Genomic DNA, 25,960 nt, shown 5'->3' with positions numbered 1-25,960 from the left:
GGGCCTCCTGGAGGATTCGCCTAGTGGCCTATGGCGCACGCTTGGAAAGCGTGTTGGGTGCAAGCCCTCGGGGGTTCGAATCCCCCATCCTCCGCGCCTGTCCTGAGTCGCGACATCGTTTACGAACGAGTCGCGGCTCAGGACTTTTCTTGTGGGTTCGGCGGGTTGACGGTCCGGCCTTGAACCGACTGTGGGTCGAGATCTCCTGCAAGCTCCCGCGTCCGGGCGGCGATCGCATCGCGCAGCCGACGGACGCCATCGAGGTCCCACGCCTCCGGGTTCGGGAACTCCCACTCGACGAGGCGCCCGGCGACAGGGCCGGGGAGGGGAAGCCCCGGCTTCATGGTCACGACGACGTCGGCGGTCGCCAGGTCTGCGTCAGTGACCAGCCGCGGTTCGGCCCCCGACGTGTCGACGCCGAGCTCGTGAAGCGACTCGGCGACGACGGGGTTGATCTCGTCGGCGGGGTTGAGGCCAGCGCTCGTGGCGGCGAAGCGGCCGGGTGCGACGACCTCTAGCAGGTGGGCGCCGAGCTGTGACCGGCCGGCGTTGTGCTGGCAGATGAACAGAACCGTGGGCGGGGTGGTCATGCGGAAGCTCCGATCGGCTGGTGCGCTCTACTCCAGGCTTGGGCGGCGGCTTGTACCGCGTCCCAGGGCGATCCGAGCGGCGGGGTATAGGAGAGATCGAGGTCGCTGATCTGCTCGATGGTGAGGCCGGCGAACAGCGCGGTGGCGAAGGTGTCGATGCGTTTGGCGGTTTCGGTGCCGAGCCGGCCGACCATCTGCGCGCCCAGCAGCAGACCGGTGTCGCGGTCGCCGGTGATGCGCATGCTGATCGGTTGGGCGCCCGGGTAGTAGCGCTTGTGATCGTCGGCGACGGATTGGGTGGTCGCCGGCGCGTATCCGGCCGCCGCGGCCTCATGCTCCCGCAACCCGGCGCGGGCGGCGACGAGGTCGAAGACCTTGACCACCTGGGTGCCGACGGAGCCGGCGAAGCGTGCCTGGCCGCCGAGGGCGTTCTCGCCGGCGATACGGCGCTGCTTGTGAGCGGTCGTGCCGAGCGGAAGGTAGGTCGTGCCGAGCAGGCGGTGATGCGTGACGACGCCGTCCCCGGCTGCGAGAACGTGCGGGAGGCCGGTCTGCATCCGGTCGTCGACCACCACCGCACGTCCGGCGCCCAGGCGGGCGCCGGCCTGCTCGAGCAGGGCGGTGTTCGGGCGGACGCCGACGACGGCGAGCACGAGATCGGCGGCGTGGGACACCGGCTCACCGCGGTGCTCGGCGTGCACGACGAGCCCGGTGTCGGTCTTGGTGACCGCCCTGACCGTGGTGTCGGTGTGCACGTCGACGCCGTGCGCGACGAGTTCCTCCCGCACCGCGGATGCGAGTTCGGGGTCGAGTGTGGAGAGCACCTCGGGGCCGCGCTGCAGCTGGATGACCTGCATGCCGCGCGTGCGGAACCCTTCGGCCATCTCGAGCCCGACGTAGCCCGCGCCGATGATGACCGCGGCGCGCGGGTCCCGGTCGGCCAGGTGCGTATCGAGGGCGAACGTGTCGCCCATCGAGTGGATGACGTGGACCCCGTCCTCGGGGCCCAGCTCGCCGAGTCCCTCGATGCCGGCGTAAGCGGGGAGGGCGCCGGTGCCGACGATCAGTTCGTCGTAGGCGATGGTCGATTCGCCGTGGTCGTCCTGCACGACAAGCCGACGATCGGCGACGTCGATCCGAGTGGCCAGGGTGTTCAGCCGCAGCTGCATCCCGGTCGCCTCCAGGTCGGCGTGCGTGCGGTGCGCCAGCGACTGCCAGGGCTGCACGTCGCCGGAGAAGTAGTACGGGATGCCGCAGATCGAGTAGTTCGGGTACTCGTCGGCGACCACCACGGTGACGTCGGCGGACTGGTCGAGTTCACGGGCGCGCAGCGCGGCGGAGATACCCGCGTCGCTGCCGCCGATGGCGACGATGTGCATGCTGCTCCTTGGGTCGGCAGCGTCTGAATCGGGCGAGTCAGACGGGGATCAGCTCGGAAAGGAGGTGTTCGACGCGGCCCCGAATGTCGTCACGGACGCGCCGGACACCATCCAGATCGAGGTCCGCCGGGTCGTCGAGCTGCCAGTCCAGGTACCGCTTGCCCGGATACAGCGGGCAAGCGTCGCCGCAGCCCATGGTGATCACCGCGTCCGCGGCCCGGACCACGTCATCGGTGAGCGGCTTGGGAAACTCTTCGGTGACATCCAGGTCGATCTCGGCGAGGACCAGCGCAACCTCAGGAAGAATGCGCTCACCCGGCTGCGAGCCGGCCGAGCGCACGTGGACGCGACCCCCGGCGATCTGCCGGGTGAGTGCGGCTGCCATTTGGGATCGCCCGGAGTTCTGCACGCACACGAACAGCACCTCGGGGACGCGCTTAGCGATGAGGCCCTTCGACTGGGCGAGCGCGGTCAGCCGGTCGCGTGCGAATTTTTCGGCGAGGCTGGGAAGATGGGTCCTCACGGCCGCGGTACGGGCCAGGCCGGTGTACGACTCGAACACCACCCGCTCCACCGTCTCCTCGTTGACCATCCCAGCGAACTGTTGCGCTAGTCGCTCCGCCGCGCGATGCAGCACCGAGTCCGGCGCGAGGAGCGCGCCCTGCCCTGCCCCGCCGATCACGCCGCACCCCGGGCGGGAAGGATCTCCGTCAGCAGAAGCTCGACCCGGCGGCGGATCTCGTCGCGGATCGGCCGCACGGCGTCGATCCCCTGACCAGCCGGGTCGTCCAGTTCCCAGTCTTCGTAGCGCTTGCCAGGGAAGATGGGACAAGCGTCGCCGCAGCCCATCGTGATGACGACATCCGACTCACGCACAGCGTCGACGGTCAGGACCTTGGGTGTGTTTCCGGCGATGTCGATGTCTTCTTCCGCCATCGCCTCGACGGCGACGGGGTTGATCGAGTCTTTGGGTGCGGATCCCGCCGAAAGCACCTCGACATCGTCGCCGCCGAGCGCCCGGAGATAGCCGGCGGCCATCTGCGAACGTCCCGCGTTGTGAACGCAGACGAACAGGACGGTGGGCTTGTCTTCGCTCATCAGGTCTCCTTCTCTCACGAGAAGCATAGACCAATATCTATGGATTACACCACCGCGAGTTGCATGCCCGCGAGCAGGTCTCGGACGCGGCCGTCGATGTCGTCGCGGATGCGCCGCACGGCGGCGAGCGACTTGCCGGCCGGATCTTCGATGTCCCAATCCAGGTAGCGGCGGCCCGGGTAGATCGGGCACGCATCTCCGCAGCCCATCGTGATGACAAAGTCGGCGGCGCGAACCGCTTCGTCGGTGAGGGGCTTGGGGAACTCGCCGGACATGGGCACGCCGATCTCGTCGAGCGCGTTCACGATGGATGTTCGGACATCGGCGGCGGGTTCGGAGCCAGCGGTGCGGACGACGATGCGGTCGCCGGCCAGCTGTCGCAGGATTCCGGCGGCCAACTGCGAGCGGCCGGCGTTCTGAACGCAGACGAACAGGACCTCGGGCACTGACCGGGTGCTCTCGTCGACGCGGAGCAGGTCGGTGAGGCGCTGGGCGGCGAAGGCCGCCGTACGTGAGGCGAGCAGGGGCGTCGACTCACGGGCGGCCAGTAACGCGTGACTTTCCCGCACGTACCGCTCCACCGTCTCGGGGCCGATGACACCATGGAAGCGACCCTGAAGATCTGCTACCACTCGCCCCAGGTCCGGTTCCGGTTCGCCTGTCGTGACGCCACCGAGAACGGTGGTCACCAGCTCGCTCTGGTCCGGGTTGATGGAGTACCAGACACGCCTGCCTTCGGGCTCGCGAGTGACCACACCGGCGTCGAGGAGCGCACGCATGTGGTGACTGACGGTCGGCTGGCGGAAGCCGAGCTGGTCAGCGAGCCGGCCGACCAGTTGTCGCCCGTCCGGAGCGTCGAGGATCAGGCGCAGGATACGCGCACGGGTGGGGTCGGCGAGCACCGTCAGTGCGGGAGCGGCCGTCGAATCCATAGACATGAGTCTATCTCCCGACTCCCTCGATCGACTTGAAGCGGCCGGCATGAGCGATGCCGTTGACGTGCCGTTGTGCGTTGGAGATTCTCGTGATGTGGCTGCCATGAACGTGGAGCAGACGGAGGTGCTGGTCGTCGGGGCGGGGCCGAGCGGTCTGATGGCTGCCCTGTGCTTGGCGCGGCTCGGCGTGAGAGCCGTGGTGATCGACGGTAAGGACGGGCCGACCCGCGAGTCGCGGGCCCTCGCCTTGCAGGCGCGGTCGATGGAGCTGTACGCGCAGTTGGGGCTTGCGGATGAGGTGGCGAGGGAGGCGCAGCGGTCGCCCAAGATCGTGCCGGGTTACGGCGCCCGGACGTTCCCGGCGGTGAGCTTCGCGGCGTTCGGCCGCACCCTGACACCGTTTCCCGGCATCCACGTCCTCGAACAGAGCAGGAATGAGCGCCTCCTCGCCCAAGGTCTCACGGATGCCGGCGGTGACCTCCGGTGGCGGCATGCACTCACGTCCATCGAGATCGACGAGGCCGCGCCGTTACCGGTGACCGTCGAGGTGGCGACACCGCGAGGCCCCAGGACCATCCACGCGCGATGGTGCATCGCCGCGGACGGCGCATCCTCGCCCGTACGCGAGCAGCTCGGTCTGTCATTCGAGGGCACGACCAATCCCCGACGGTTCTACGTCATCGACGCGATCGGCACACGCGGGCTGGTCCGCCAAGCGGTGAACCTGCGCTTTGCCCGCGACGACTTCCTCCTCACGTTCCCGATGGGCCCGGGCGGTCATGATCGGCTTCTCGGCGTGGTGGAGAGCGACGACCCGGACCTGGAGGGCCTCGTGCGACGTCGGCTGCAGCGCGAGTTCAACGTGAGCTTCAGTGCGACGGCGTGGGCCTCGAGCTATCGCGTGCACCACCGTCTCGCCACCCATTTCCGATCCGGTCCGGTGTTCCTGGTCGGCGACGCCGCGCATGTGCACTCCCCGGTCGGCGCGCAGGGCATGAACACCGGCCTTCAGGATGCGCACAACCTGGCCTGCAAGCTCGCCGACGTCGTGCTGCGCGGCGCTGACCCCCGCATCCTCGACCGCTACGAAGCGGAACGGCGACCGGTCGCGTCCCGCCTAGTCACAAGCACGGATGCCGCCTTCAATCGGATCACCTCGGCCAAGCGGTCCGCGCGCTTCGTGCGCAGCCGGGTGGTGCCCGTCGTCGCACCGATCGCCGTGCGGATCATGCCGCGCGTCATCGGCACCCAGCGCATCTACGGCTACCTCGCCCAGATTCGTATCCATTACTGGATGTCGGACGAGCAGAAGCGGAGCACCCGCGGCCGGCGCGACCGCATCGTAGGTCGACGACTGCCGTGGACCGGCGGCAACTACGCTGCGCTCCGGCACTTCACGTGGCAGCTGCACAGCTACGGGTTCGCCGATCCCGCAGCGGTCAGTGTTGTCGCCGCATCTCTTGGGATCGCTGCGGTGAGCTTTCCGGCAGACCCATATCGTCGGCTGCGCACCGACCGTCTCTACCTGGTACGTCCGGACGGTTTCGTCGCCGGCGCGGCTGCCGCTTTCGACGCCGTGCCGGCGTTCGCCCCATTCGTTCCACCCAAGTCATTCACTGCACCTGATTGAGCGCGCCGCGCGAGCGCCTGTGCTTTGCGGCCGAGACCTGTCACCATGAGCTGCTCACCGTGCCTGCGGACCCATTCCAGATTTTCGAGCTGCCACAGCAGTTGACCCACGACTCGCGGCAACCGGTGCGCCTGGGCGTACCGCATCGACGGTTGCCGTGCCTGCCATGCCACTGTGACCTGCCCGACGTCGGTCGCGTGTTCCTCGTCGATGATGTCCAGGATCAGGATGCGCGCGTCGCTGCTGAAGCGACGGATGGTCGACTCGTCCACCGCTCAGCCGCCGTCGACGACAGCGCTGCGGCGCTCGATGAGCAGTGTGTCGCGCCACATCCCGGCGTGAGGTCCTGTCCCCGACCGGGCGATGCGTTCCCGTCGACCCACCGTCCGGAACCCCGCGGATTCGTGGAGCCGGCGGCTGGCGGCGTTCTCGGGGAAGATGCTCGACTGGATCGTCCAGATCCCGGCTTGCTCTGACGCGGCGATGAAGGCGTCGAGCAGCACGCGCCCGACGCCGCGACCACGTGCAGCTCGGTCGATGTACACGGAATGCTCGACAACCCCGCGGTACGCGGGTCGCGAGGAGACCGGTGACGCGGCCACCCAGCCCACGAGCAAGCCGTCGGTGTCCACGGCGACGAAGCGAACGTTGCGAAGCTTCCCGGCGTCAAACGCCGCCCAGGTAGGGGTGGCGACTTCGAAGGTCGCCTCCCCGTCCTCGATCCCTTGCGTGTAGATCGCCCCGACCGCCGGCCAATCGTCGGCAGTCATCTCGCGGACTGTGATCACGAGCAGCAGCTTGACGCGCCGTCGCCGAGGTTCGTGGAGCACACTCCGGTCGAAGGGAGGACCAGCTCGACGTTCGATGCCGAGGCGGTGTCGCCGGCGAGCCATGCGGTGACGGAGCGGACCTGCTCGTAGCCGGTGGCGAGTAGGAAGGTCGGCGCGCGCCCGTAGGACTTCATGCCGACGATGAAGAATCCCTGCTCGGGGTGGGTGAGCTCGCGGAACCCGTGGGGCTCGACAGTCCCACAGGAGTGCACGTTCGGGTCGATCAGCGGGGCGAGGCGCTTGGGAGCCTCGACGATCTCGTCGAGCTCGAGGCGGATCTCGCGCAGCATCTCGAGGTTGGGACGGAACCCGGTGGCGTTCACGACGACATCGGTGGTGTGGACGACGACCTCGCCGCGCCGTTGCCCGACGAGCTCGACGCCTCCGCCGGTGCGTCGGGCACGGATGATCTCGAAGCCATCGAGCACGGTGATCCGGCCGTCGGCGACGGCGTGGTCCACGCGGCTGCCCAGCCGCGCGCGATCGGCGAGTTCGTCATCCGGGGACGAAGAGACCCGGACGGCCTGCGCGTTGCGGATCAGCCAGGTCACGGTCGTTCCCGGCTCCTGAAGCGCCAGCTCCGCCAGTCCCAGGAGGGTGTTCGCTGCGGAGTGGCCCGCGCCCACGACGGTGGTGTGGCGGCCGGCGAAACGCTCCCGGTCGCGGCCGAGGACGTCCGGCAGCGCCGGTGCCACCGCATCGGCGATGTCGGTCATACCCAAGAGCTCGAGCCCGTTGGAGGACAGCGAGTTGGGCGAGCGATAGGTGCCGGACGCGTCGATCACCGCGCGAGCGGCGATGTCCTCGATGTCGCCGTTTGCGCTGCGGATGCGGACCGCGAATGGGGTCGCTGCGCGCGAGCGGGTGCGGGTGCGGTCCATGCCCTCGCGGGTGACCGCGACGACCTCGACGCCCAGCCGCAGCCGGGAGGCGATCTCCGGCAACTCGGCCAGCGGCGCGACGTACTGCTCCACCAGCTCGGCACCGGTCGGAGCCGCCTCCGGCGCCGGGATCTCCCAGCCGTGCTCGGCGAGTAGGCGGCGGGAGGCGGGGTCGACGAGGTGTTTCCACGGCGAGAACAGTCGCGTGTGGCCCCAGGACCGCACGCTCGCGGCGACCTGGTCCCCGGCTTCGAAGATGACGATGTCGATGTCGCGCTCGACCAGGTTGGCCGCGGCCGCCAGTCCGATCGGGCCGGCGCCGATGATCACGACGGGAAGGGTCGACACACGGTCCGCGGTCACGGTTCGCGGTGTCGGGTCGAGCAGAGTCACAACAGCCTCCAACGAATATCGATGAACTTCGATGCTCGATTCTGCAACGGCATATCGACAACTGTCAATATCCACTACTGTCGATGTATGGCCACCATGCTCGACCTCACCGACGTCACCGCCGGCGTGTGCTGCACACCGCTGGTACGCGAGCCGCTCACCGCCGAAGAGGCGGAGCAGCTGGCCGGGACGATGAAGGCTCTTGCCGATCCGACGCGGCTGCGGCTGCTGTCCATCGTGGCGGCCTCCGAAGACACCGAAGCGTGTGTGTGCGACCTGATCGAACCGGTCGGGCTGAGTCAGCCGACCGTGTCGCACCATCTGAAGATCCTCACCAACGCCGGTTTCCTCACGCGCAGCAAGCGAGGCACGTGGGCGTACTTCAAGCTCGTGCCCGGCGCGCTCGACCGCGTCTCGCAGCTCCTCGTCGCCTCGTGAGCCCCCTCGCACGCGCTGCCGTCGGCGAGTTCCTCGGCAGCGCAGGACTCGCCGCGGTCGTGGTCGGCTCCGGCATCGCCGCGCAACGCCTCTCCCCGACCGACGTCGGGCTGCAGCTGTTCGAGAACGCGATCGCCACCGCCCTCGGACTGGCCGTGCTGATCCTCGCGTTCGCCACCGTCTCCGGGTCTCATTTCAACCCCGTGGTCACCGTTGTGGACATCACCTTGCACCGCCGCAGCTGGTCCACCGCCGCCGTCTACCTGCCCACCCAGGTGCTCGGCTGCATCGCCGGCGCGGTGCTGGCGAACGTCATGTTCGCCGCCCCGGCCGTGGCCTGGAGCACCACCGACCGGGCGGACTGGCCGCACCTCCTGTCCGAGGTGGTCGCCACCGCCGGGCTCATCCTGGTCATCTTCGCGCTGGTCCGCACCGGCCGCTCCCACCTGGCCGCCCCCGCGGTCGGCGCCTACATCGGCGCCGCCTACTTCTTCACCTCGTCGACGAGCTTCGCCAACCCCGCGATCACCATCGGCCGCATGTTCACAGACACGTTCGCCGGCATCGCCCCCGCCTCCGCGCTGCCGTTCATCGGCGCGCAACTGGTCGGCGCGGCACTCGGCTTCGCCGCCGTCCGGGTGCTGTTCCCCGCCGCCGCGGAGCCCGCCACCGCGCGAGACTGAGCCCATGACGCGTCCCCGATCCGGCGCGCACCTGGCCGCCCTGGCGGTCACGCAGGTCATCGCATGGGGCGTGCTCTACTACGCCGTGCTCGTCGCAGCGCCCGCGATCGCCGACGAGACCGGGTGGGACGAGCGGGCGATCTTCCTCGCCATCACCGCCGGGCTGCTTACCTCCGCAGTCTCCGCTGTCCCGGTCGGGCGGTGGCTGGATCGACATCCCCGACGCGTCATGGTGACCGGCGCCATCGTCGGAACAATCGCGCTGCTAGCCGCCGCGGCATCCCCGACCATATGGATCTTCGCCGCGGCATGGATCGTGTGCGGCACAGCCCAGGCGGCCGTGCTCTACCAGGCCGCCTTCACCGTCATCACACACCGCTACCATTCCGATCGACGCGGACCACTCACACTCGTCACCCTCGCCGGCGGACTCGCATCCACGATCTTCGCGCCCCTCACCGGGTGGCTCGTCCTCGAAGTCGGATGGCGGGTGGCGTTCGTGGTCCTCGCCGCGATCCTCGCGGCGGCCGCGATCCCCACCTACGCTCTCACCGTGGAACGGGCCTGGCCGCACCTCGACAAGGTAGCCGAGCGTGATGGCGCGTCCCGGCGCATCCTCCGCTCCCGCCGCTTCTGGATCCTTGCCAGCTCGTTCGCCCTGATGTCGTTCTCGCTCTACGCCGTGACGCTGTCTGCCGTCCCCGCGTCGGTTGAGAAGGGCTTCGACCTGCAGACCGCAGCGTGGGTACTCGGCGTGATCGGCGCCGGCCAGGTGTTCGGGCGGCTGCTCTATATGACCCTCCCCCGCACAGCCGCTCCGTGGATCGCTGCCATGCTGGCGGGTCTTCTGGGCTCCAGTGCCCTCTGGGCGTTCGCATTCGTCGGGGGAACCCTCGGGATCCTCATCGCCGGGCTTGCTGCCGGCGCTGTCCGCGGCGCGCTCACGCTCGTCCAAGCATCGGCGGTCGCCGATCGCTGGGGCGTGGACTCGTACGGGAGACTCAACGGGGCTCTCGCCGCGCCGGTCATGGCGCTGACCGCGTTCGCGCCTGGCGCAGCCGCGTTGGTCGCCGGCGCGCTCGGGTCATATGCGTCGATGGCCTTCGTGATGGCTGTCGTCTGCGCCGTGGGCGGACTCCTCGCCATCCGGCGCTAGGCGTCTGGGCGGCGAGCCGCGGGGTTCGCGTTGTATCCTCCCGACCAGGCGGCCCCTCATCGCCTTGCTCCCCCCGAGGACGTGGTGAGAGGACGCCTCATCGATTTGCCCAACCACCAGCTACTGCGCGTCGCCATCCATTCGATTTCCGGGCACTGAGCCGGTCGAGCCGGCCCTGCGGCCAACGTGTCGCGCTTTACAGTGCGCCGACTTCGAAGGCCATCGGTGTTGGCGGGCCGGTCCACCACGTCGGCCGTGAGAAGTCAAGGGCTCTTCCATATCCACAAGATGCGGGAAGAATCGGCACCGGGAGAGGGAATGATGCTCGGTTGCGATCGAAGCGTCGCGTCGAAGGGACCGTTCAGCAACAGGTTGGGCGATGCCGTGCGACGTCACGCGGCGTGGCCACTGCTTAGTGGCACCGTCGGTCGACTCAGCGCGCTGCGTCGACAATGGCTGACCGGCACGAGGACGCCGTACTATCCGACTGCTTCATCGAACATGATCGCAGCCTCCCACTCCTCCCTTCTGAGCATTCGATCCTGGCGATCCAGCATGAGGATGGGGCAGGGGCCAGGGAGAACCGCGAACCTCCCTGCCCCCTCGGCGTGATCATGGGCGAGGGTATGGATACCAAGGCTCTGCTGCGGCTCGTCCGGCATCATTGGGCGGTCGTCGTGGCCTGTCTGATGCTGGGCGTCCTGGGGGGGTGGGCGCTCGTCGTCGCGGCGCCGCGTGAGTACACGGCCAGCGCGGACGTGTTCGTCACGGTCACGGGCGGGGCCAGTACCGGGGAGCTCGCGCAGTCGTCGAACTTCTCGCAGCTGCAGGCCCGCAACTTCAGTGCGGTCGCCACCCGCGAGGTGGTGCTCGCCCCCGTGATCGAATCGCTCGATCTCGATGTCACGATCTCGCAGCTGCGACGTCAGGTCTCGACATCCGTTCCCCTGAACACCAGCGTCATCACCATCTCGGCGACCGACGAGTCCCCCGAGCGGGCGGCCGCGATCGCCAACTCGGTGTCCACCTACCTCGCACAAGTCGTCCCGTCTCTCACACCCCGAGTCGACGGTCAGTCGCCGGTCCGCCTGCAAGTCATCGAGTCCGCGACCGCGCCATCGGCGCCGTCGTCACCGAACGTGCCACTGCTGCTGCTCACGGGACTGCTCGCCGGGCTGGTCGCGGCGGCCGTCGTCGTCGTGCTGCGCGGCGTCGTCGACGCCCGCGTGCGCGACAAGGACCAGGTCACGGAGATCACCGGGCTGCCGGTGCTGGGCGTGGTGTCCTTCGACCGGCGCGCGCAACGCGACCCCATCGCGGTCATGAAGAGCGGGTCCCGACGCGGCGAGGAATACCGGCAGCTGCGCGCCAACCTCCGGTTCCTGCAACCCGGAGACCCGCACAAGGTGTTCGCCGTCACCTCCTCACGACCCGGCGAGGGCAAGAGCGCGACCGCGGCGAACATCGCCGCCGCGCTGGCCGCCTCCGGCCTCGAGGTCTGCCTCGTCGAAGCCGACCTGCGCCGCCCCACCCTCAGCGACGTGCTCGACCTTCCCGAGTACACCGGCTTCACCGACGTGCTCACCGGCGACATCACCCTGGACGAGGCGATCGTCAGCTGGGGACCCGACGACCTCAAAGTCGTCCTCGCCGGCTCCCGGCCCCCCAACCCCAGCGAACTGCTCGAATCCGCCGCCGCCAGCGAAGTCCTGCGGCGGATCCGCGAACGCTACGACGTCACCATCATCGACTGCCCGCCGCTGAACCCCGTCCCCGACGGCGCCGTGCTGGCCCGACTGCTCGGCGGCGTCATCCTCGTCATCGGCGCCCGCGTGCTCCGCGTCCGCGAACTGCGGCGGGCCATGGACCGGCTCACCGCCATCGGCGCCACCGTCGAAGGCGCCGTGTTCAACCTGTCCCGCTCCCGCGAAGACCACCGCTACAGCTACGCACCGACCAAAGCGCCCGCCCGCCCCGCCGAACCAGACACGGCGGAGATCACGACCGTCGGGGACCCTGCCGACGTCGTTGTCGCGAAGGAACCGGCCTTGCGCACTCACGTGACATCGAGCGGGGATCACCCGTGAGTCACCTGTACACGAGTCCGAGTCGACGACCCCACGCGACGTCGTCGCCCGCCACGTGGCAGAAGTCGAGGCGACGAGCGACCCCGGGGAAGTCGCCTCCGACCGCCGAGTCGCAAGGCAGGCCGACCCGACGGCTCAGATCTCGGTGAGAAGATCCTGCATTGTCGAGAGCTCGGCGGTGTGGGCGTCAATGATCGCTTGAGCGAGTTCGAGGACATCGGGATTGATTCCCTCGTCAAGTTCGGACTTGGCCATGTCTACTCCTGCCTCGTGATGTGCCATCATTCCTTCGAGGTAGAGCCGCGCCGCTTCTGAACCCTCGGCGCGCTCGAGCGCTTCCAGGTCGTCGTCCGACATCATGCCGTCGTCATCGTCGTCATCGTCGTCATCGACGTCATCGTCGATCCCCCAGTCGTCCAGCCAGTTCTCCATCAGGTCGATCTCGGGCTCCTGCGTATCCTTGATCTGCTCGGCGAGAGCGACCACCTTCTGGTCGATGCCGTCCTTGTCGAGCAGCACCTCGCTCATCTCCACTGCCTGCTCGTGATGCGGGATCATCTCGGTGAGGAACTCAACATCTTCATCAGAGAACTCGCCGCTCTTCTCAACCGTCGGCGATGCCGATCCGGGCACTTCAGCACTGGGTAGTGCCGGGCCGCGACTCGCTGCTGCTCGGGCTGCCGCAGCCGGTCAGCATGATGGTCAGTGCCACTGGGATGGTGGTGAGCGCGGTGGCGCGTCTCGAACATGTTGTCGAAGACATGTTCGTCAGGGTGCCACGCCCGCAGCGACCGCCATACGGGTTGGTGTCAAGGCCCGCGCTGTGGTAGGACTCCGCGGATGCAACCGGCGGCGACCCAATGGTCACGGCTGTCAGGCGGCTGTCTCGCTACTCCTTCACGCCTTTCAGCGGCACGAAGGTCTCGCGCCGTAGCTCGGCGGGTGCTTCGCGAGAGGTGGAGTCGTCGCCGTTCGTGATCGCGATGGCGGACACCGCGTTGGATGCTCGAGCCGGCCGATAGATCCAGGACCGCTTGCGCTGGTCGAACCGCTGCGTGTCGAAGATGAGCTCGTCCTCTGCACGACACCTCTCGCACTCGTCGTTGGGGACCGTGCGCCGATAGCGGGGAGACCAACCACATGTGTGTTCGGGCAACTCCGCGCGGCGCATGCCCCGAGGCTACCGGGCGCGTCACGGAAGTTCGATGACGACGGCGCCATTTTTACCTGCGTGACATCGGGGCGGCCCGATCGTCGCCTGCCGGTCGGCCGGCAGGCTCGGGAGCGGATGGCCGCCCTTGTCAAGGGGGTGAGGGTCGCGCTGCGCGCAAGGCAACCTCGTCGGGGGAGGACGCTCATGCTCGAATCCACAGAAAAACGATCACCGCAGAAGCGGGATGCCGCTTCTCGCGAGAGCGGGTCGGCGCACATCTTCCTCGTGGGCAGCCCGATCGAGCCGGCCGATGTCGCGCTCGCGGATGTCCCCGACCTCGTGCACCGCACGCGAAGGAAGGACCAGTTCGTCTGGCTGCATCTCGTCGAACCCGACGAGGACACCGTGCGTCAGGCGCGCGACGTGCTCGGCATCCACCCCACCGCCGTCGCCGACGTGGTCTCGCGCCGACAGCAGCCGAAGGTCCAGAAGTTCGACGAGCATCTGTTCGTCATGCTGTGGAACGTGCTGCGCCTGCCGGATGAATCGCTGCTGCTGGGCGAGACGTACCTGTACATCGGCGAGGGTTGGCTGCTCACCGTGCAGCGGGGAAACGGGGCGGAGCTTCCGGACCTGCCGAAGCTGCTCGAGGAGGCCCCGGAGAACGCGCGTTCCGACACCCTGCCCGCGGCGCACCAGGTCATTGCGCAGATCGTGGACGGATACGCGAAGGCGGCGGCCGATATCGAGACCGCCCTCGAGGAACTCGAGGAGCAGGTCTTCAGCGAAGGCGGGCGCGAAGACCATCACCGCATCTACCGGATCCGCAAGAACATCGGCCGCGTCGACCGCGCGGTCTCGAGCATCGCGGCAGCGCTGCACGAGAGCACGCGGCATCTCGAGACTCTCACGGTCGGCAACGAGCAGATCCTGCCCTACCTCCACGACCTGCTCGACGACGCCGCCGGCACGGCGGCGCTGATCAACAACCAGAGCAAAGGCCTCGACGCCATCCTCTCGAGCCACGAGAACAACATCGCCGCCCGCCAGAACAAGGACATGCGCACAATCTCCGCGTTCGCCGCGCTCCTGGCCGTGCCCACGCTGATCGCAGGGCTCTACGGGATGAACTTCAAGAACATCCCGCTGATGCAGTGGCAGTACGGGTGGATCGTCATCGGCCTCGGCATCGTGACGATCGACCTCGTGATCTACGGGATGTTCAAACGCCGCCGCTGGCTCTGAATCCGGGAATCAGCGCGGCGGCCTGATCCCTCAGAAGCCACCGCCAGAACACGGGCTTCCGTCAGCCCTTCACGCCACCCGCGCTGATGCCGTGGATGATCTGCCGTTGGGCGACGAAGAACACGATGATCATGGGAACCGTCGCGATGACGCTCGCTGTGACGATGAGCTCCCAGTGCCATTCGCCGCCGAATCCGAAGGCGTCGACGAGAGACTTGAGCCCGCGTGGCAGCGTGTAATCCGCCGAATCCCGCAGGTAGATGAGCGCGCGCATGAGATCGGTCCACACGGCCTGCACCTCGAATACGAACGTGACCGCGAGCGCAGGCTTGCTGAGGGGCAGGGCGATGCGCCAGAAGAGGTCCCAGTTCGATGCGCCGTCCACGCGGGCGGCTTCGAAGAACTCACGCGGCAGCCCGAGCATGAACTGACGCAGCAGGAACACGTAGAAGGCGCTGCCGAAGATGTTCTGCGCCCACAAGGGCACCAGTGTGCCGACGAATCCGAGGGCGTTCCAGATGAGGAACGTGGGAATCATCGTGACCGCACCCGGCAGCATCATGGTCGCGAGCACGACGCCGAACAGCGCGCCCCTCCCCCGGAATCGGAAGTAGGCGAATCCCCACGCGACCATGGCACTCGAGAGAGTGACCGTGGTCGCCGCGAGCACGGTGACCAGGAGCGTGTTCCACAGCCACAGCGCGAGCGGCGCCGCCTGCCATACCTGGACGTAGTTGTCCCACGTGAAGGTCTCGGGGATCAGTCGATTGTCGAACACCTCGCCGCGGGGCTTGAACGACGCACTGACCAGCCACACGAACGGGTACGCGAAGACCAGCGCGAGCAGGCTGAGCGCCGCGATGATCAGCGAACGCCGGATCAGGTGCCGCCGACGCGCCCGTGCGGCAGCCGCGGTACGCGCCTCCGGTCTTGCAGGCGCGCGGTGATCCGCTCGGGCGGGCGGGTGCGGCGCGGGCGCACCGGCCGGACGCGGCGCGTCGAGCTCCTCGTCGTGCGGCAGACCAGGAGGGAGAACCCTGCTCATGTCCGATCATCCCCCTCGTAGTACACGACGCGTCGTGAGACCAGGATCTGGATGGCGGTGACCACCATGATGAGCGCGAACAGCACCCAGGCCATCGCTGAGGCGTACCCCATGTGGAGGAACTCGAAAGCCTGCTGGAACAGGTAGATGACGTAGAACAGCGCGGCATCGTTGCTGTACGTCGTGTTGCCGGCACCGAAGAATGCGGTGTACGCCTCATCGAAGGTCTGCAGACCCGCGATCGTGTTGACCACCACGATGAAGAAGAGCGCCGGGCTGATCATCGGCACCGTGATCGAGAACGACTGCCGCCAGAATCCGGCGCCATCGAGCTTCGCCGAGTCGTAGAGCTCGTCAGGTACGGCCTGCAGCGCGGCCAGCAGGATGATGACCGATGCGCCGACGGTCCACAGACTCATGATGATGAGCCCCGGCTTCACCCACGCAGCATCCGTCGTCCAGGATGGCCCGTCGATCCCGAACCACCCGAGCACCGTGTTGAAGAGCCCGTTCTGACCGTTGAAGAGCAGGAGGAACAGGATGCCCACGGCCACCGGCGGGGTCATCTTGGGAAGGAAGAACACGGTACGGAAGACCCCTGCGCTTCTTCCCGCCCGGTTGAGCAGCAGGGCGAGCAGGAGCGAGACCAGCACGTAGAGCGGCACCTGCACGATCGTGAAGAACAGTGTGTTGCCGAGAGCCAGGGCGACCTTGGGGTCGCTGAACAGCTCGACGTAGTTGTCGGCGCCGACGAAGTTCGGGTCGTTGATGACGTCGTAGTCCGTCAGCGACAGGTACACGCTGTAGATCAAGGGCCACGCCGTGAAGACCGCGAACCCGACCAGCCAGGGGCTCAGGAACAGCAGCGCGGAGCCCAGGTTGCGCCGCCGGGCCCGCCTGCGACCGCGCTCGCGGTCGACAGGCGGCGCGGCCGAGGCGGCCACGACGGGCGGCGCGGTCATCAGTCACCGTCCTCGAGCTTCGACCAGGCGTCGTCGAGGGCGGACTGGGCCTCCTGCTGCGCGTCGGCGAGTGCGTCCGCGGCAGAGGCCTTGCCGTCCAGCACGGCGTTCACCGCGTCGAACATCGCCGTCTTGAACTCGGCGTCGGCCGGGTTCGCGGGCATCGAGAAGGTGCTGTCGTTGGCCTCGTACATCTTCGACACGGCGGTGTCCCAGGGCTCGCCGCCCGATGTCGTCAGCTCGCGGATCATCTGGTCGGCCTTCGCGTTGGCGGTGAGGATGCCGGTGAAGGGCTTGTCTTCGGCCTTGCGGGCTTCGATCCGCGCATCGGCAGCGGCCTGCCACGCATCGACCGATGTCATGGCGTGGGCGAAGCGGCAGGCCGCTTCAGGATTGGCGCTCCCGCTGGGAATCGCCCATGCCGACCCGGTCGAGTACGCGATCGTGTCGCCGTTGCGGTCGTGCACGGTGTCGAAGGCCATCGGAGCGTCGGACGATACGTCGTTGAGCACGTTGACGTACCACTGCTCCATCGGCATGGCGCCGAGCACCCCCGTCGCGAACTGGTTGCCCTCGCCGAAGAAGTCGGCCGAGTCGCGATACGCCTTCACCGCGCTGAAGCCGCCCTGGTCTTCATAGACGGATGCTGCCCACTCGAGTGCTTCCACCACTTTGGGGTCGTCGAGCTGGGCCGTCTTGCCGTCCTCCGAGACGACGTCGGCGCCGTTCGACTTCGCCCACAGCGGCAGGAACTCGGGGAGCTTGCTGTCGTACCCGATGACCTGGAGGTTGCCGCCATCGCTCACGGTGAGCGCTTGGTTCGCCGCGCTCACGGCATCCCAGTCCGAGCCGTTGACGTCCTCGATCGTCATCCCTGCCGCGGAGAGCAGGTCCGCGTTCGCCATGGTGAGCTGCACGGTGTTGAACTCCGGGACGCCGTACATCGTGCCGTCGAGCGTGACCTGGTCCAGCGCGGACGGCACGAAGTCGTCCGTCGGGATGCCCTCGCCGTCGATGCAGCGGTCGAGGGCGACCACGGCTCCCCGGGCCGCGAGCGACCCGATCTGGTCTCGGCTCGCATAGACGATGTCCGGCGGCTTGCCCGACGCGACCGCCGACAGGAACTGCTGCAGGTCCAGGTCGCCTTCGGCCAGCTTGACTTCGACATCGCCCAGCTGCTCCTTGGCGTAGTCGACGCGGCTGGTCGCCACCTCGTCCACCCCCGAGAAGCCCATCACCGACAGTGACCCACTGAGTTCCGCGTCGGAGTCGTAGTTCGCCTCGTCATCACCGGCACCTCCTCCGGTTCCGACGGCACACCCCGTGGCCCCGACCGCCAGCAGAGCGATGACTCCCGCGGCCGTCCATCGTGTCGCACGCATGATCGCCTCCTCCGCCCGGTAGAAGTGGGCGGTGGAGGGAACGTAAGGAGGCGCACGGCCGATCAGCGAGGGGATTGACGAACGGTCCTCGGGGGCGTAGTCGCGTGCTGTGGGTGCGCGAGAGAGCGCCGGGGCTTCGGGGCGCCGGCCGATGGCTCGGCGGGTGCGCCGACCGCGTTCACTCGTGCTCCGGCAGCAGCGGCGTCGACCAGCCGGGGTCGCGTCCGAGCTGCGCGGCGCGCGAGACGGAGGCCGCTCCGAATCGATCACGCACGGCATCGAGCACGGTGTCGAGGCGCACGCCGTCGTCCCAATCGATCGGAAGCTCGGGTGGGACGCTGTCGACGCGCCCGAGCTGCGACAGCGAGATGCCGATGAGGGTGATGCCGCGTTGCGCGATCTCCGGCTGCGTCGCGGCCAGCAGCCCTTGCGCGACCGCGAGGATCAGCGCGGTGCGATCTGTGGGCGAGCGAAACGAGCGAGATCGGGTGGCCTTCGCGTAGTCGCCGTAGCGCAGCCGCAGCACGACCGTGCGACACACGCGGTCGCCGTCGCGCAGGCGACGCGCGAGCCGATCGACGATCTGCGTGAGGATGACCTCGAGCTCCTCGGCCGTGCGTGGGCGTGTGCCGAGCGCGCGCTGCGAGCCGATGGACCCGCGGCGACGCGTCGTGTCGACCGGGCGCGGATCCCGCAGGCGGGCCAGCGCGTGCAGGTGCGCTCCGGCAGCCTTGCCCAGCAGCCTCTCGGCGGTCGCCGCCTCGAGCTCTGCCAGCTGCCCGACGGTGCGGATGCCGAGCCTGTGCAGCTTCTCGGCGGTGACGGCGCCGACGCCCCACAGGCGTTCCACCGGCAGCGGCAGCAGGAACTCCTCCTCCCGCTCGGGCTCGACCACCAGGAGTCCGTCGGGCTTGCTGACGGCGCTGGCGACCTTCGCCAGGAACTTCGTGCGGGCGATCCCGACGGAAATCGGAAGTCCGACCTCCGCACGGACCCTCTCCCGCAGCCGCACGGCGATCTGCTCGGGCGCGCCGGCGACGCGCCGCAGCCCGCCGACCTCGAGGAACGCCTCATCGATGGAGAGACCCTCCACGAGCGGGGTCGTATCGCGGAAGATCGCGAAGACGGCCTTGCTGGCCGCCGAGTACGCCTCCATCCGCGGCGGCACGACGACCGCATCCGGGCACAGATCGCGCGCCTGACGACCCCCCATCGCCGTACGCACGCCACGGGCCTTCGCCTCGTAGCTGGCGGCCAGCACCACGCCCCCGCCGACGATGACGGGCCGGCCGCGCAGCGCGGGGGCGTCGCGCTGCTCGACCGAGGCGTAGAAGGCGTCCAGGTCCGCGTGCAGCACGGTCGCCTCGCCCCGCATGCCGCCTCCCATCGAACATTTGTTCTGGAGATCGTCGCACCCACCGACGACATCGGCGCCCGCTCGCGGGCGCGTCCGCGCCCCTTACGCCTCTTGCGGCGGATTCGCCAGGGGGTCGCCGGATCGCGGAGCACTTTTTAGCGTGGAGATCGGAGCGGCCATCCCGGTCGACATCCGAATCCATCCCTCGCATGAAGACAAGGAGCAGTCATGTCCTCGAGTTGGGACGCCTGGGACTACCGTCAGTCGGTCGATCGCGGGGCCGGTTCTCGCGACTTGGTGGGCTACCACGTGCACGCCACGGATGGCGACATCGGAAAGATCGACGAGGCGAGCAATGATGCCGGCAGCAGCCGGCTCGTCGTGGACACGGGCCCGTGGATCTTCGGGCGGAAGGTGATCCTTCCGGCGGGGACCGTCGAGCGCGTCGACGACGAAGACGAGAAGGTGTACGTCGATCTCACCAAGGATCAGATCAAGAACTCTCCGGAGTGGGATCAGTCCACGACGGGTCAGGATGACGCGTACCGTGGCGAGCTCGACACCTACTACGGCGGCTTCTACCGCTGACCGGGTCGGCGACCGGAGGGTCGCCGTCCTCCCCGACTGAGCGAAACGGGATGCAGCCGGAAGGCTGCACCCCGTTTCTCAGGCTCGGAACTCAGCCCCGGCTCGGGACCCTGTTCTCCGCGCTGACCATCCACGCGTACTGCTCGAGCTTCTCGAGGATCTGGTGGAGCAGATCCGCGCTCGTGGGATCCTCCTCGTCGACCGCGTCGTGCACATCCCGGCACGTGCCGACCGTGTTCTCGAGCCGCTCCGTGATGAGGTCGACGACGTCCGTCGTGGCGATCTCACCCTGCGGGAACTCAGGAAGGCTGGTGGTTTCCGCGACGGTGTCGCTCCGACCGTCGGGAAGGGCGTGGAGGGCCCGCATGCGCTCTGCGACGGCATCGCTGAACTCGCGCGCCGACTCGATGATCTCGTCCAGCTGGCGGTGCGTGTCGCGGAAGTTCTTGCCGACGACGTTCCAGTGGGCCTGCTTGCCCTGCGAGGCGAGCTCGAGGAGATCCACGAGCACCTTCTGCAGATTGTCGCCGAGGGCGGCGGAGGCGGTGAAACCGCTCTCCGCGTTCTGCTCCTTGGTGAGCTGGGCGCCGCGCGCGGGACGTCGCTTGTTGCGAGTGGCGGATGCTGTCGAGTTCTTCGTCGCGGGGCTCTTCGTCGTGGTGGCCATGACGCCGACCGTACGGACTGCAGCCGGCACATGCCCAGGGATTGTGCCTCCGCAACGGTCGTGCTAGCGGCCGGCGGCTCGAACGACCCCCGGTCGGGATCAGTACGCGATGATCTCGTCCAGCAACTGCCGCACACGGCTTTCGATGTCATCGCGGATGCTGCGTACCGCGTCCATCGGCTTGCCGACAGGGTCTTCGAGCGGCCAGTCGAGATAACGCCGACCCGGGACGACCGGGCAGGCGTCGCCGCATCCCATTGTGACCACCACATCTGCGGCACGTACGACGTCGTCAGTGAGCGGCTTCGGGAACTCCCCGCCGACGGAGACGCCGATCTCATCGAGCGCCTGGACGATCGACGAGCGCACCTCCGGTCCGGGCGCCGATCCCGCACTGCGCACCCCGACGCGATCGCCCGCGAGGTGGCGGAGGATTCCGGCAGCCAGCTGAGAGCGCCCCGAGTTCTGCACGCAGACGAACAGCACTTCAGGTCGCCCGGGCAGATCGCCCTGCGCTCGGCTGAGCGCTTCGAGTCGCGTCGCCGCGAACGCGGCCGTGCGCGATGCGAGCAGCGGCGAGCTCGAACCGCCGGCGAGCAGGTCGTAGCTGCTCCGGACGCTCTCCCCCACGGTCTCGGGACTGAAGGTTCCGCGGAACCGCAGAGCGAGATCGGCGACGATCCGCTCGAGATCGGGCTCCGCCGTCGCCGTCCTGTCGTCGCCGATGAGGGCGTTCACGCGATCGGCCTGGTCCGGCGCGATCGAGTACCAGGCCCTCCGGCCGTCGCGCTCCCGCACGACGACGCCCTCGGACAGCAGCGCCTTCATGTGGTGACTCACCGTGGGCTGCCGGAGGTCGAGCGCATCGGCGAGCATTCCGACCAGGGCATGCCCGCCGTCCGCGTCACGGATCAGGCGGAGGATGCGGGCCCGGGTCGGGTCGGCGAGGACGCTGAGTCCGCGCTGGGCCGCGCCTTTCATAGATCGAAGTCTATCGACGCGGCGCGGCACGACGGAGCCGCGCAGGGACGCGCGTCACCCTATGCTCGCCGTGTGGCTGCGTTCGACGAGGGCGAGCTGTCGGGCATCCGTCGACGGCTCCTGCCGTTCTGCTACCAGATGCTGGGCTCGCCGTTCGAGGCGGAGGACGCCGTGCAGGACGCGATGGAGCGCATCTGGCGAGCGCGCGACTCGTTCGACCCGGACCGCGCGAGCCTGACGACCTGGGCGTATCGCATCGCCCGCAACGTCTGTCTCGACAGACTCCGCGAGACCCCTCGGCGCCCGCTGCCGAGGGATCTGCGGGCGCCGGGCATCGAGATCGGCGCACCGCTCGTTCCCGCGTTCGACGTCCCGTGGCTCATCCCCGCCCCGACCGCGTGGCTCGCCGCGTCGGACGTGGAGGCTGCCGCCGAGCGCCGCAGCGACGTTCGGCTCGCCGTCACCGCCATGCTGCAGTCGCTCTCACCGCTGCAGCGCGGCGCCTTCGTGCTCCGCGATCTCGTGGGGCTGTCTGCCGCCGAGACCGCCGAGGCCCTCGAGGTGTCGGTCGCCTCGGCGAACTCGGCTCTGCAGCGGGCACGCGCGGCGCTCTCGACGGGCGCCCGGCGTCCGCACGCGCTCGCCCCGACCACCGTCGAACAGTACGCCCGGGCGATCGAACGAGCGGATGTCGCAGCCCTCGTCTCCCTCGTCGCCGAAGACCTCGTCTTCGAGATGCCGCCGGTGCCCGCCTGGTCCCGCGGCCGCGAAACCTATCGGGACTTCATGGCGGACTTCTTCGTCCGCCGCGGCGAGGAGTGGGCCACAGCGCCGATCTCGGCGAACGGTCAGCCGGGGATTCTGCTCTACCGGCTCACTGACCACGGGCGTGAACCGCACACCGTGCAGATTCTCGACGCCGATGAATCGGGCGCCATCGCACACGTGCTCGTCTACCAGGACGCCCGGCTCTTCGCGCTCTTCGAGAACGAGTCCTCCAACGAGCGATGAGTTCGCGGCATCCGATCCGTATGTCCTTCTGAACCCACTTCACGAGGAGGACACGATGGGACGAGTGATCGTCGTGCAGTACATCACGCTCGACGGCGTGGTCGAAGACCCCGACGGCAGCGACGGCACGCCGTTCGGCGGATGGGCCATGCGGTACGGGCCGGAAGGAGTCGCAGGCGACAAGTTCCGGCTGGGCGGCATGCTCGAGACGGGAGTGCTCCTGTTCGGCCGCCGCACCTGGGACCACTTCGCCGAGCTGTGGCCGACGCGCGAGACCTCGTTCGCCCGCGCCATGAACCAGGCGGACAAGGCGGTGGTGACGAGCCGCCCGCTGCCCGAGAGCGAATGGACGAATTCGCGGGCCGTCGACGGCCCCCTGGTCGAGTGGATCTTCCAGACCGTCGTGACCCAGGACGTGGTGGTCATAGGCAGCGGGTCCGTCGTGCATGTCCTGCGCGAGCACGACCTCGTCGACGAGTACCGGCTCATCGCGTTCCCGACCGCCGTGACCGCCGGACGCCGGCTCTTCCGTGACCCCGTCGACCTCGAGCTCGTGTCGTCTGAGATGACGGGACCGGCGAGCCTCACCGTCCACCGCGTCTCGGGCCACACGGCTGATCGAGTCAGGCGCCGATGCCCCGGCGGAGCGCGGCGAGGCCGTACTCGAACGCGCCGTCGACGTCGCCGCCGAGCCGGAACGCACCCGCGAGCTCCATGTGGATGAACCCCGTCGCCCATGCCGTCACGAGACGCGCGGCATCGAGGGCGTGCTCTGCGCCGGCGACGGCCCCGGCGCTGTCGACGATGATCAGTCCGGCACGATCGAGCGGCTCCTGCGGGGCCGCCGCGGCGAACATCAGGCGGAACCCCTCCGGACGCTCGTGCGCGAGCGCCCGGTAGGCATGGGCGAGGCCTTCCAGAGACCGATCGGATGCCTCGAGCCGGCCGGTCAGGTCGTCCACGGTCGCGGCGGCGACGGCCTCGATCAGGGCGTCACGATCCCGCACGCGCTTGTAGAGCGAGGGCGCGCGCACCCCCACCCGCTGCGCGACGCTCTGCATGGTGAGGCCCGTGGGGCCGGAATCCTCCAGGATGTCCCGTCCCGCGGCGACGATCTCGGCGTACGACGTGCGTTCCGGTGTCGGCATCTGGCAACCCCTCATCGATGGCTATTGACAGTAGCCATGATAGCTACGTATCGTAGCTATGCCAAGGTCGGAGACACCGACGGCTCTCGCGAAGGATTCCCCCATGAAGCTCGCACCCCACCTGCATCGCATCGGCAACGACATCGTCGCCGCGTATCTCGTCGTCACGGACGACGGCGTCACCGTCGTCGACGCGGGCCTTCCCGGCCACTGGAAAGACCTCGTGCGCGAACTCGATGAACTCGGCCTCTCGCCGGCCGACGTCAAGGGCGTCGTGCTCACCCACGGCGACAGCGACCACATCGGATTCGCCGAGCGCCTCCGCCGCGACCACGGCGTGCCCGTCTACGTGCACGAGGCCGACGCCGAGCGCGCCCGCACCGGCGAGAAGCCGAAGGTCGCCACCGGTCCGATGAAGCTCGGCCCGACTCTGGGCTTCTTCGCCTACGCGCTGCGCAAGCGCGCGATGCCCACGGCGTACGTATCGGAGGTGGTCGAGGTGCACGACGGCGACGTGCTGGACCTGCCAGGCTCGCCGGCGATCGTGGGCATGCCCGGCCACTCGCCAGGCAGCATCGCCGTCCACATCCCGGTCGCCGACGCCGTGTTCGTGGGCGATGCCCTCACCACACGCCATGTGCTCACCGGCCGCGAGGGCATGCAGCCGGCGCCGTTCACCGATGACCCTGCCGAAGCCCTGGCATCACTCGAGCATCTGGCCGGCTTGCAGGCGTCGTGGGTGCTGCCCGGTCACGGCGCGCCCTGGAAGGGCTCGCCCGCCGAGGTCGCGGCCGCCGTCCGGGCGAGCGCGGCCTGAGCCGCACCCAGCCGCGCGGCGAGGGCCTCAGACCGGCCGCGCAGCCGCGAAGAGGTTGGCCGGGTCGTAGGCGAGCTTGAGTCGGCGCAACTTCGACCACGCCGTCCCGAACGCGGCCGCGCGGTCGGCGCCCGGCGCGTCGACGAACGTGAGGGCGAGCGCGTCCACGCGCCATGCGGTCAAGGCCGCGACCCCCGCACGCACCGCCGCCGTCGCGCCCGCCGCGGCCTCGGGTGCCGGCACCATCGCGATCGAGTGCACGAGGTACTGGCCGCCCAGCGACGCGATCGCGCCACCGCCCTCCGGGCGCCGGTTCACCGCGCCGCCCAGGTGACGCAGCTCCTGCACGAAGATTCCCGGCGTCTGCGCGGCCTCGACGAAGGCGTCCACGGCATGTGGCGGCAGCTCCCCCAGCACCGCGTGCCACGTCACCGACGGCGACGGCTCCGGCGGGTCCATGTGCACGCCGGCGAGGGTGGGAGCGGGGATCCGGGCGAACGTGTCGACCTCGGGCTGCAGCGCACGCAGCGGTTCGAGCAGAGCGGATGCCGCGGCATCCGTGTCTTCGATCGCCCCGTCGATCACGACCACCGAGCGGCCCGACAGGAACGGCGGCAGTCCGGGCATCGGCGGGATGTGGAGGATCCGCAGCGTCGTGGTGGCCGTCTCGGGCGCGGACCGGGTCCACTGCGCCCACGCGTGCGAGACCTCGGAGGCGCGCGACGCGTCCCACAGCAGCATGCCGGCGAAGATGTCGGCGAGCGGGAGCAGGTCGATCTCGATCGCGACGACGACACCGAACGAGCCCGAGCCGCCACGCACCGCCCAGAACAGGTCGGCGTGTTCGTCCGCTGTCGCGCGCATGAGCGAGCCGTCGGCTGTCACGATCTCGACGGCGCGCACCGCGTTGACGGCGAGACCGTGCGCACGGGCATAGAAAGAGAGGCCGCCGCTCAGCGAGTACCCCACGACCGACACGTCGCCGGCGCTGCCGTGGAGAGCGGTGAGTCCGTGCGGGGCCGCCGCCTCGAGCACGTCATTCCACAGTGAACCGCCGAGCACGCGCGCGGTGCGCTCCTCGGGATCGACGGTCACGCCGCGCATCCCCCGCAACGATACGAGCACGGTGTGCGCGAGGTCGGTGTCGCTGAGCGCGCCCGCACCGTGGCCGGTGGACTGCGGGGCGATGCGCAGCCCCGAGAGGGTGGCGGCCCGGACGACGTCGACGACGTCCTGCGCGGACTCCGCGATCACGACGGCGAACGGATGCTGCGCCACAGCGAGGTTCCACGGCGTCCGGGCGGCGTCGTAGCCGGCGTCGCCACGCAGCAGCGCACGGTCGCCCAGCGCCGCGCGCAGCTCGGCCGCCGCGGCCGCCAGGGCGGCGTGGGGCACGTCGATGGCAAGGTCGTTGAGGGACATGGGGTGCCTTTCGGTGAACGAGCGCGACGGAACGTCACGACCGACTCCGTCCGCGTGACCGTCCACACGCGGCGGCCACCCC

At 68.9% G+C, this 25,960-nt stretch carries 26 protein-coding genes and 1 tRNA gene; 11 read left to right on the top strand and 16 right to left on the bottom strand.

Annotation, left to right across the window (positions count from 1 at the left end; genetic code table 11):
• Positions 1-9: 9 nt before the first annotated feature.
• Positions 10-94 (top strand) — tRNA-Ser (locus tag MRBLWH7_RS19780).
• 43 nt (positions 95-137) lie between these two features.
• On the opposite strand, the gene MRBLWH7_RS19775 is transcribed toward MRBLWH7_RS19780, so the two are convergent.
• From MRBLWH7_RS19775 to MRBLWH7_RS19755, 5 genes are read right to left on the bottom strand one after another with little or no spacing between them, the layout of a single operon-like run.
• Positions 138-590, bottom strand: a complete 453-nt coding sequence (locus MRBLWH7_RS19775) for a low molecular weight phosphatase family protein (protein ID WP_341997622.1) — start codon at positions 588-590, stop codon at positions 138-140.
• Complete coding sequence (locus MRBLWH7_RS19770) at positions 587-1,969, bottom strand: FAD-dependent oxidoreductase (RefSeq protein WP_341997620.1); 1,383 nt, start codon at positions 1,967-1,969, stop codon at positions 587-589. Before MRBLWH7_RS19770 ends, MRBLWH7_RS19775 begins: the two co-directional genes overlap by 4 nt.
• A gap of 37 nt (positions 1,970-2,006) precedes the next feature.
• Positions 2,007-2,651 (bottom strand): arsenate reductase ArsC, encoded by a 645-nt coding sequence (locus tag MRBLWH7_RS19765; protein ID WP_341997618.1) that lies wholly within the window; start codon positions 2,649-2,651, stop codon positions 2,007-2,009.
• The gene (locus MRBLWH7_RS19760; protein WP_341997616.1) at positions 2,648-3,067 is read right to left on the bottom strand and encodes an arsenate reductase ArsC; all 420 of its coding nucleotides are present in this window, start codon (positions 3,065-3,067) and stop codon (positions 2,648-2,650) included. Before MRBLWH7_RS19760 ends, MRBLWH7_RS19765 begins: the two co-directional genes overlap by 4 nt.
• A gap of 44 nt (positions 3,068-3,111) precedes the next feature.
• Positions 3,112-3,969 carry a metalloregulator ArsR/SmtB family transcription factor gene (locus tag MRBLWH7_RS19755; RefSeq protein ID WP_341997614.1) on the bottom strand — a complete coding sequence of 286 codons (858 nt, stop codon included), beginning with the start codon at positions 3,967-3,969 and terminating at the stop codon, positions 3,112-3,114.
• Between MRBLWH7_RS19755 and MRBLWH7_RS19750 the strand changes: the two genes are divergently transcribed.
• Entirely contained in the window at positions 3,953-5,632 is a 1,680-nt protein-coding gene (locus MRBLWH7_RS19750; protein WP_341997612.1) for an FAD-dependent monooxygenase, read from the top strand. The genes MRBLWH7_RS19755 and MRBLWH7_RS19750 overlap by 17 nt on opposite strands.
• A gap of 275 nt (positions 5,633-5,907) precedes the next feature.
• Here MRBLWH7_RS19750 and MRBLWH7_RS19745 read toward each other — a convergent pair whose 3' ends face one another.
• Both MRBLWH7_RS19745 and MRBLWH7_RS19740 read right to left on the bottom strand, forming a co-directional pair.
• A complete protein-coding gene (locus MRBLWH7_RS19745; protein ID WP_341997610.1) occupies positions 5,908-6,402 on the bottom strand; it encodes an N-acetyltransferase family protein in 495 nt (164 codons plus the stop codon).
• Between the two features lie 14 nt (positions 6,403-6,416).
• On the bottom strand, positions 6,417-7,811 hold the full coding sequence (locus tag MRBLWH7_RS19740) for an FAD-dependent oxidoreductase (protein ID WP_341997608.1): 1,395 nt from the start codon (positions 7,809-7,811) through the stop codon (positions 6,417-6,419).
• Between the two features lie 12 nt (positions 7,812-7,823).
• Between MRBLWH7_RS19740 and MRBLWH7_RS19735 the strand changes: the two genes are divergently transcribed.
• The 4 genes from MRBLWH7_RS19735 (at position 7,824) to MRBLWH7_RS19720 (ending at position 12,100) form a co-directional block, all read left to right on the top strand.
• Positions 7,824-8,174, top strand: coding sequence for a metalloregulator ArsR/SmtB family transcription factor (locus tag MRBLWH7_RS19735; protein WP_341997605.1), 351 nt, complete (start codon positions 7,824-7,826; stop codon positions 8,172-8,174).
• Positions 8,171-8,857, top strand: a complete 687-nt coding sequence (locus MRBLWH7_RS19730; protein ID WP_341997603.1) for an aquaporin — start codon at positions 8,171-8,173, stop codon at positions 8,855-8,857. The genes MRBLWH7_RS19735 and MRBLWH7_RS19730 overlap by 4 nt, the downstream gene beginning before the upstream one ends.
• Before the next feature lie 4 nt (positions 8,858-8,861).
• Positions 8,862-10,013, top strand: coding sequence for an MFS transporter (locus tag MRBLWH7_RS19725; protein ID WP_341997601.1), 1,152 nt, complete (start codon positions 8,862-8,864; stop codon positions 10,011-10,013).
• A gap of 452 nt (positions 10,014-10,465) precedes the next feature.
• Positions 10,466-12,100, top strand: a complete 1,635-nt coding sequence (locus MRBLWH7_RS19720; RefSeq protein WP_341997600.1) for a polysaccharide biosynthesis tyrosine autokinase — start codon at positions 10,466-10,468, stop codon at positions 12,098-12,100.
• A gap of 135 nt (positions 12,101-12,235) precedes the next feature.
• Here the strand turns inward: MRBLWH7_RS19720 and MRBLWH7_RS19715 are convergent, their stop codons facing one another.
• Positions 12,236-12,733: a DUF305 domain-containing protein gene (locus MRBLWH7_RS19715; RefSeq protein WP_341997598.1), complete on the bottom strand. Its 498-nt coding sequence runs from the start codon at positions 12,731-12,733 to the stop codon at positions 12,236-12,238.
• Positions 12,734-13,244: 511 nt separating this feature from the next.
• On the opposite strand from MRBLWH7_RS19715, the gene MRBLWH7_RS19710 reads away from it, so the two are divergent.
• Positions 13,245-14,498, top strand: coding sequence for a CorA family divalent cation transporter (locus MRBLWH7_RS19710; RefSeq protein WP_341997596.1), 1,254 nt, complete (start codon positions 13,245-13,247; stop codon positions 14,496-14,498).
• A gap of 61 nt (positions 14,499-14,559) precedes the next feature.
• Here MRBLWH7_RS19710 and MRBLWH7_RS19705 read toward each other — a convergent pair whose 3' ends face one another.
• From MRBLWH7_RS19705 to dinB, 4 genes are all read right to left on the bottom strand, one after another.
• Positions 14,560-15,543, bottom strand: a complete 984-nt coding sequence (locus MRBLWH7_RS19705; protein WP_341997594.1) for a carbohydrate ABC transporter permease — start codon at positions 15,541-15,543, stop codon at positions 14,560-14,562.
• Complete coding sequence (locus MRBLWH7_RS19700; protein WP_341997592.1) at positions 15,540-16,505, bottom strand: sugar ABC transporter permease; 966 nt, start codon at positions 16,503-16,505, stop codon at positions 15,540-15,542. The genes MRBLWH7_RS19705 and MRBLWH7_RS19700 overlap by 4 nt, the downstream gene beginning before the upstream one ends.
• Positions 16,505-17,887, bottom strand: coding sequence for an extracellular solute-binding protein (locus MRBLWH7_RS19695; protein WP_341997590.1), 1,383 nt, complete (start codon positions 17,885-17,887; stop codon positions 16,505-16,507). The genes MRBLWH7_RS19700 and MRBLWH7_RS19695 overlap by 1 nt, the downstream gene beginning before the upstream one ends.
• Positions 17,888-18,065: 178 nt before the next feature.
• The gene (gene dinB, locus MRBLWH7_RS19690) at positions 18,066-19,262 is read right to left on the bottom strand and encodes a DNA polymerase IV (protein ID WP_342002140.1); all 1,197 of its coding nucleotides are present in this window, start codon (positions 19,260-19,262) and stop codon (positions 18,066-18,068) included.
• A gap of 210 nt (positions 19,263-19,472) precedes the next feature.
• Here dinB and MRBLWH7_RS19685 point away from each other — a divergent pair, with 210 nt between their 5' ends.
• Positions 19,473-19,832 (top strand): PRC-barrel domain-containing protein, encoded by a 360-nt coding sequence (locus MRBLWH7_RS19685; protein ID WP_341997588.1) that lies wholly within the window; start codon positions 19,473-19,475, stop codon positions 19,830-19,832.
• A 91-nt stretch (positions 19,833-19,923) separates the two neighbouring features.
• On the opposite strand, the gene MRBLWH7_RS19680 is transcribed toward MRBLWH7_RS19685, so the two are convergent.
• Both MRBLWH7_RS19680 and MRBLWH7_RS19675 read right to left on the bottom strand, forming a co-directional pair.
• Positions 19,924-20,499, bottom strand: a complete 576-nt coding sequence (locus tag MRBLWH7_RS19680; RefSeq protein WP_341997586.1) for a DNA starvation/stationary phase protection protein — start codon at positions 20,497-20,499, stop codon at positions 19,924-19,926.
• Positions 20,500-20,598: 99 nt separating this feature from the next.
• A complete protein-coding gene (locus MRBLWH7_RS19675; protein ID WP_341997584.1) occupies positions 20,599-21,510 on the bottom strand; it encodes a metalloregulator ArsR/SmtB family transcription factor in 912 nt (303 codons plus the stop codon).
• Positions 21,511-21,552: 42 nt separating this feature from the next.
• Between MRBLWH7_RS19675 and MRBLWH7_RS19670 the strand changes: the two genes are divergently transcribed.
• The gene (locus MRBLWH7_RS19670) at positions 21,553-22,491 is read left to right on the top strand and encodes an RNA polymerase subunit sigma-70 (RefSeq protein WP_341997582.1); all 939 of its coding nucleotides are present in this window, start codon (positions 21,553-21,555) and stop codon (positions 22,489-22,491) included.
• Between the two features lie 55 nt (positions 22,492-22,546).
• A complete protein-coding gene (locus MRBLWH7_RS19665; protein WP_341997580.1) occupies positions 22,547-23,215 on the top strand; it encodes a dihydrofolate reductase family protein in 669 nt (222 codons plus the stop codon).
• Here the strand turns inward: MRBLWH7_RS19665 and MRBLWH7_RS19660 are convergent.
• Positions 23,115-23,639, bottom strand: a complete 525-nt coding sequence (locus tag MRBLWH7_RS19660) for a WHG domain-containing protein (RefSeq protein ID WP_341997578.1) — start codon at positions 23,637-23,639, stop codon at positions 23,115-23,117. The genes MRBLWH7_RS19665 and MRBLWH7_RS19660 overlap by 101 nt on opposite strands.
• A gap of 103 nt (positions 23,640-23,742) precedes the next feature.
• On the opposite strand from MRBLWH7_RS19660, the gene MRBLWH7_RS19655 reads away from it, so the two are divergent.
• Positions 23,743-24,456 (top strand): MBL fold metallo-hydrolase, encoded by a 714-nt coding sequence (locus MRBLWH7_RS19655; RefSeq protein ID WP_341997576.1) that lies wholly within the window; start codon positions 23,743-23,745, stop codon positions 24,454-24,456.
• Positions 24,457-24,483: 27 nt separating this feature from the next.
• Here the strand turns inward: MRBLWH7_RS19655 and MRBLWH7_RS19650 are convergent, their stop codons facing one another.
• Positions 24,484-25,878: an FAD-binding oxidoreductase gene (locus MRBLWH7_RS19650; protein WP_341997574.1), complete on the bottom strand. Its 1,395-nt coding sequence runs from the start codon at positions 25,876-25,878 to the stop codon at positions 24,484-24,486.
• Between the last annotated feature and the right edge of the window lie 82 nt (positions 25,879-25,960).

This window comes from Microbacterium sp. LWH7-1.2 (assembly GCF_038397755.1).
Lineage (GTDB): Bacteria > Actinomycetota > Actinomycetes > Actinomycetales > Microbacteriaceae > Microbacterium.
Note: the sequence above shows the minus strand (reverse complement) of the source record. Positions and strands in the feature narration are given on the sequence as shown.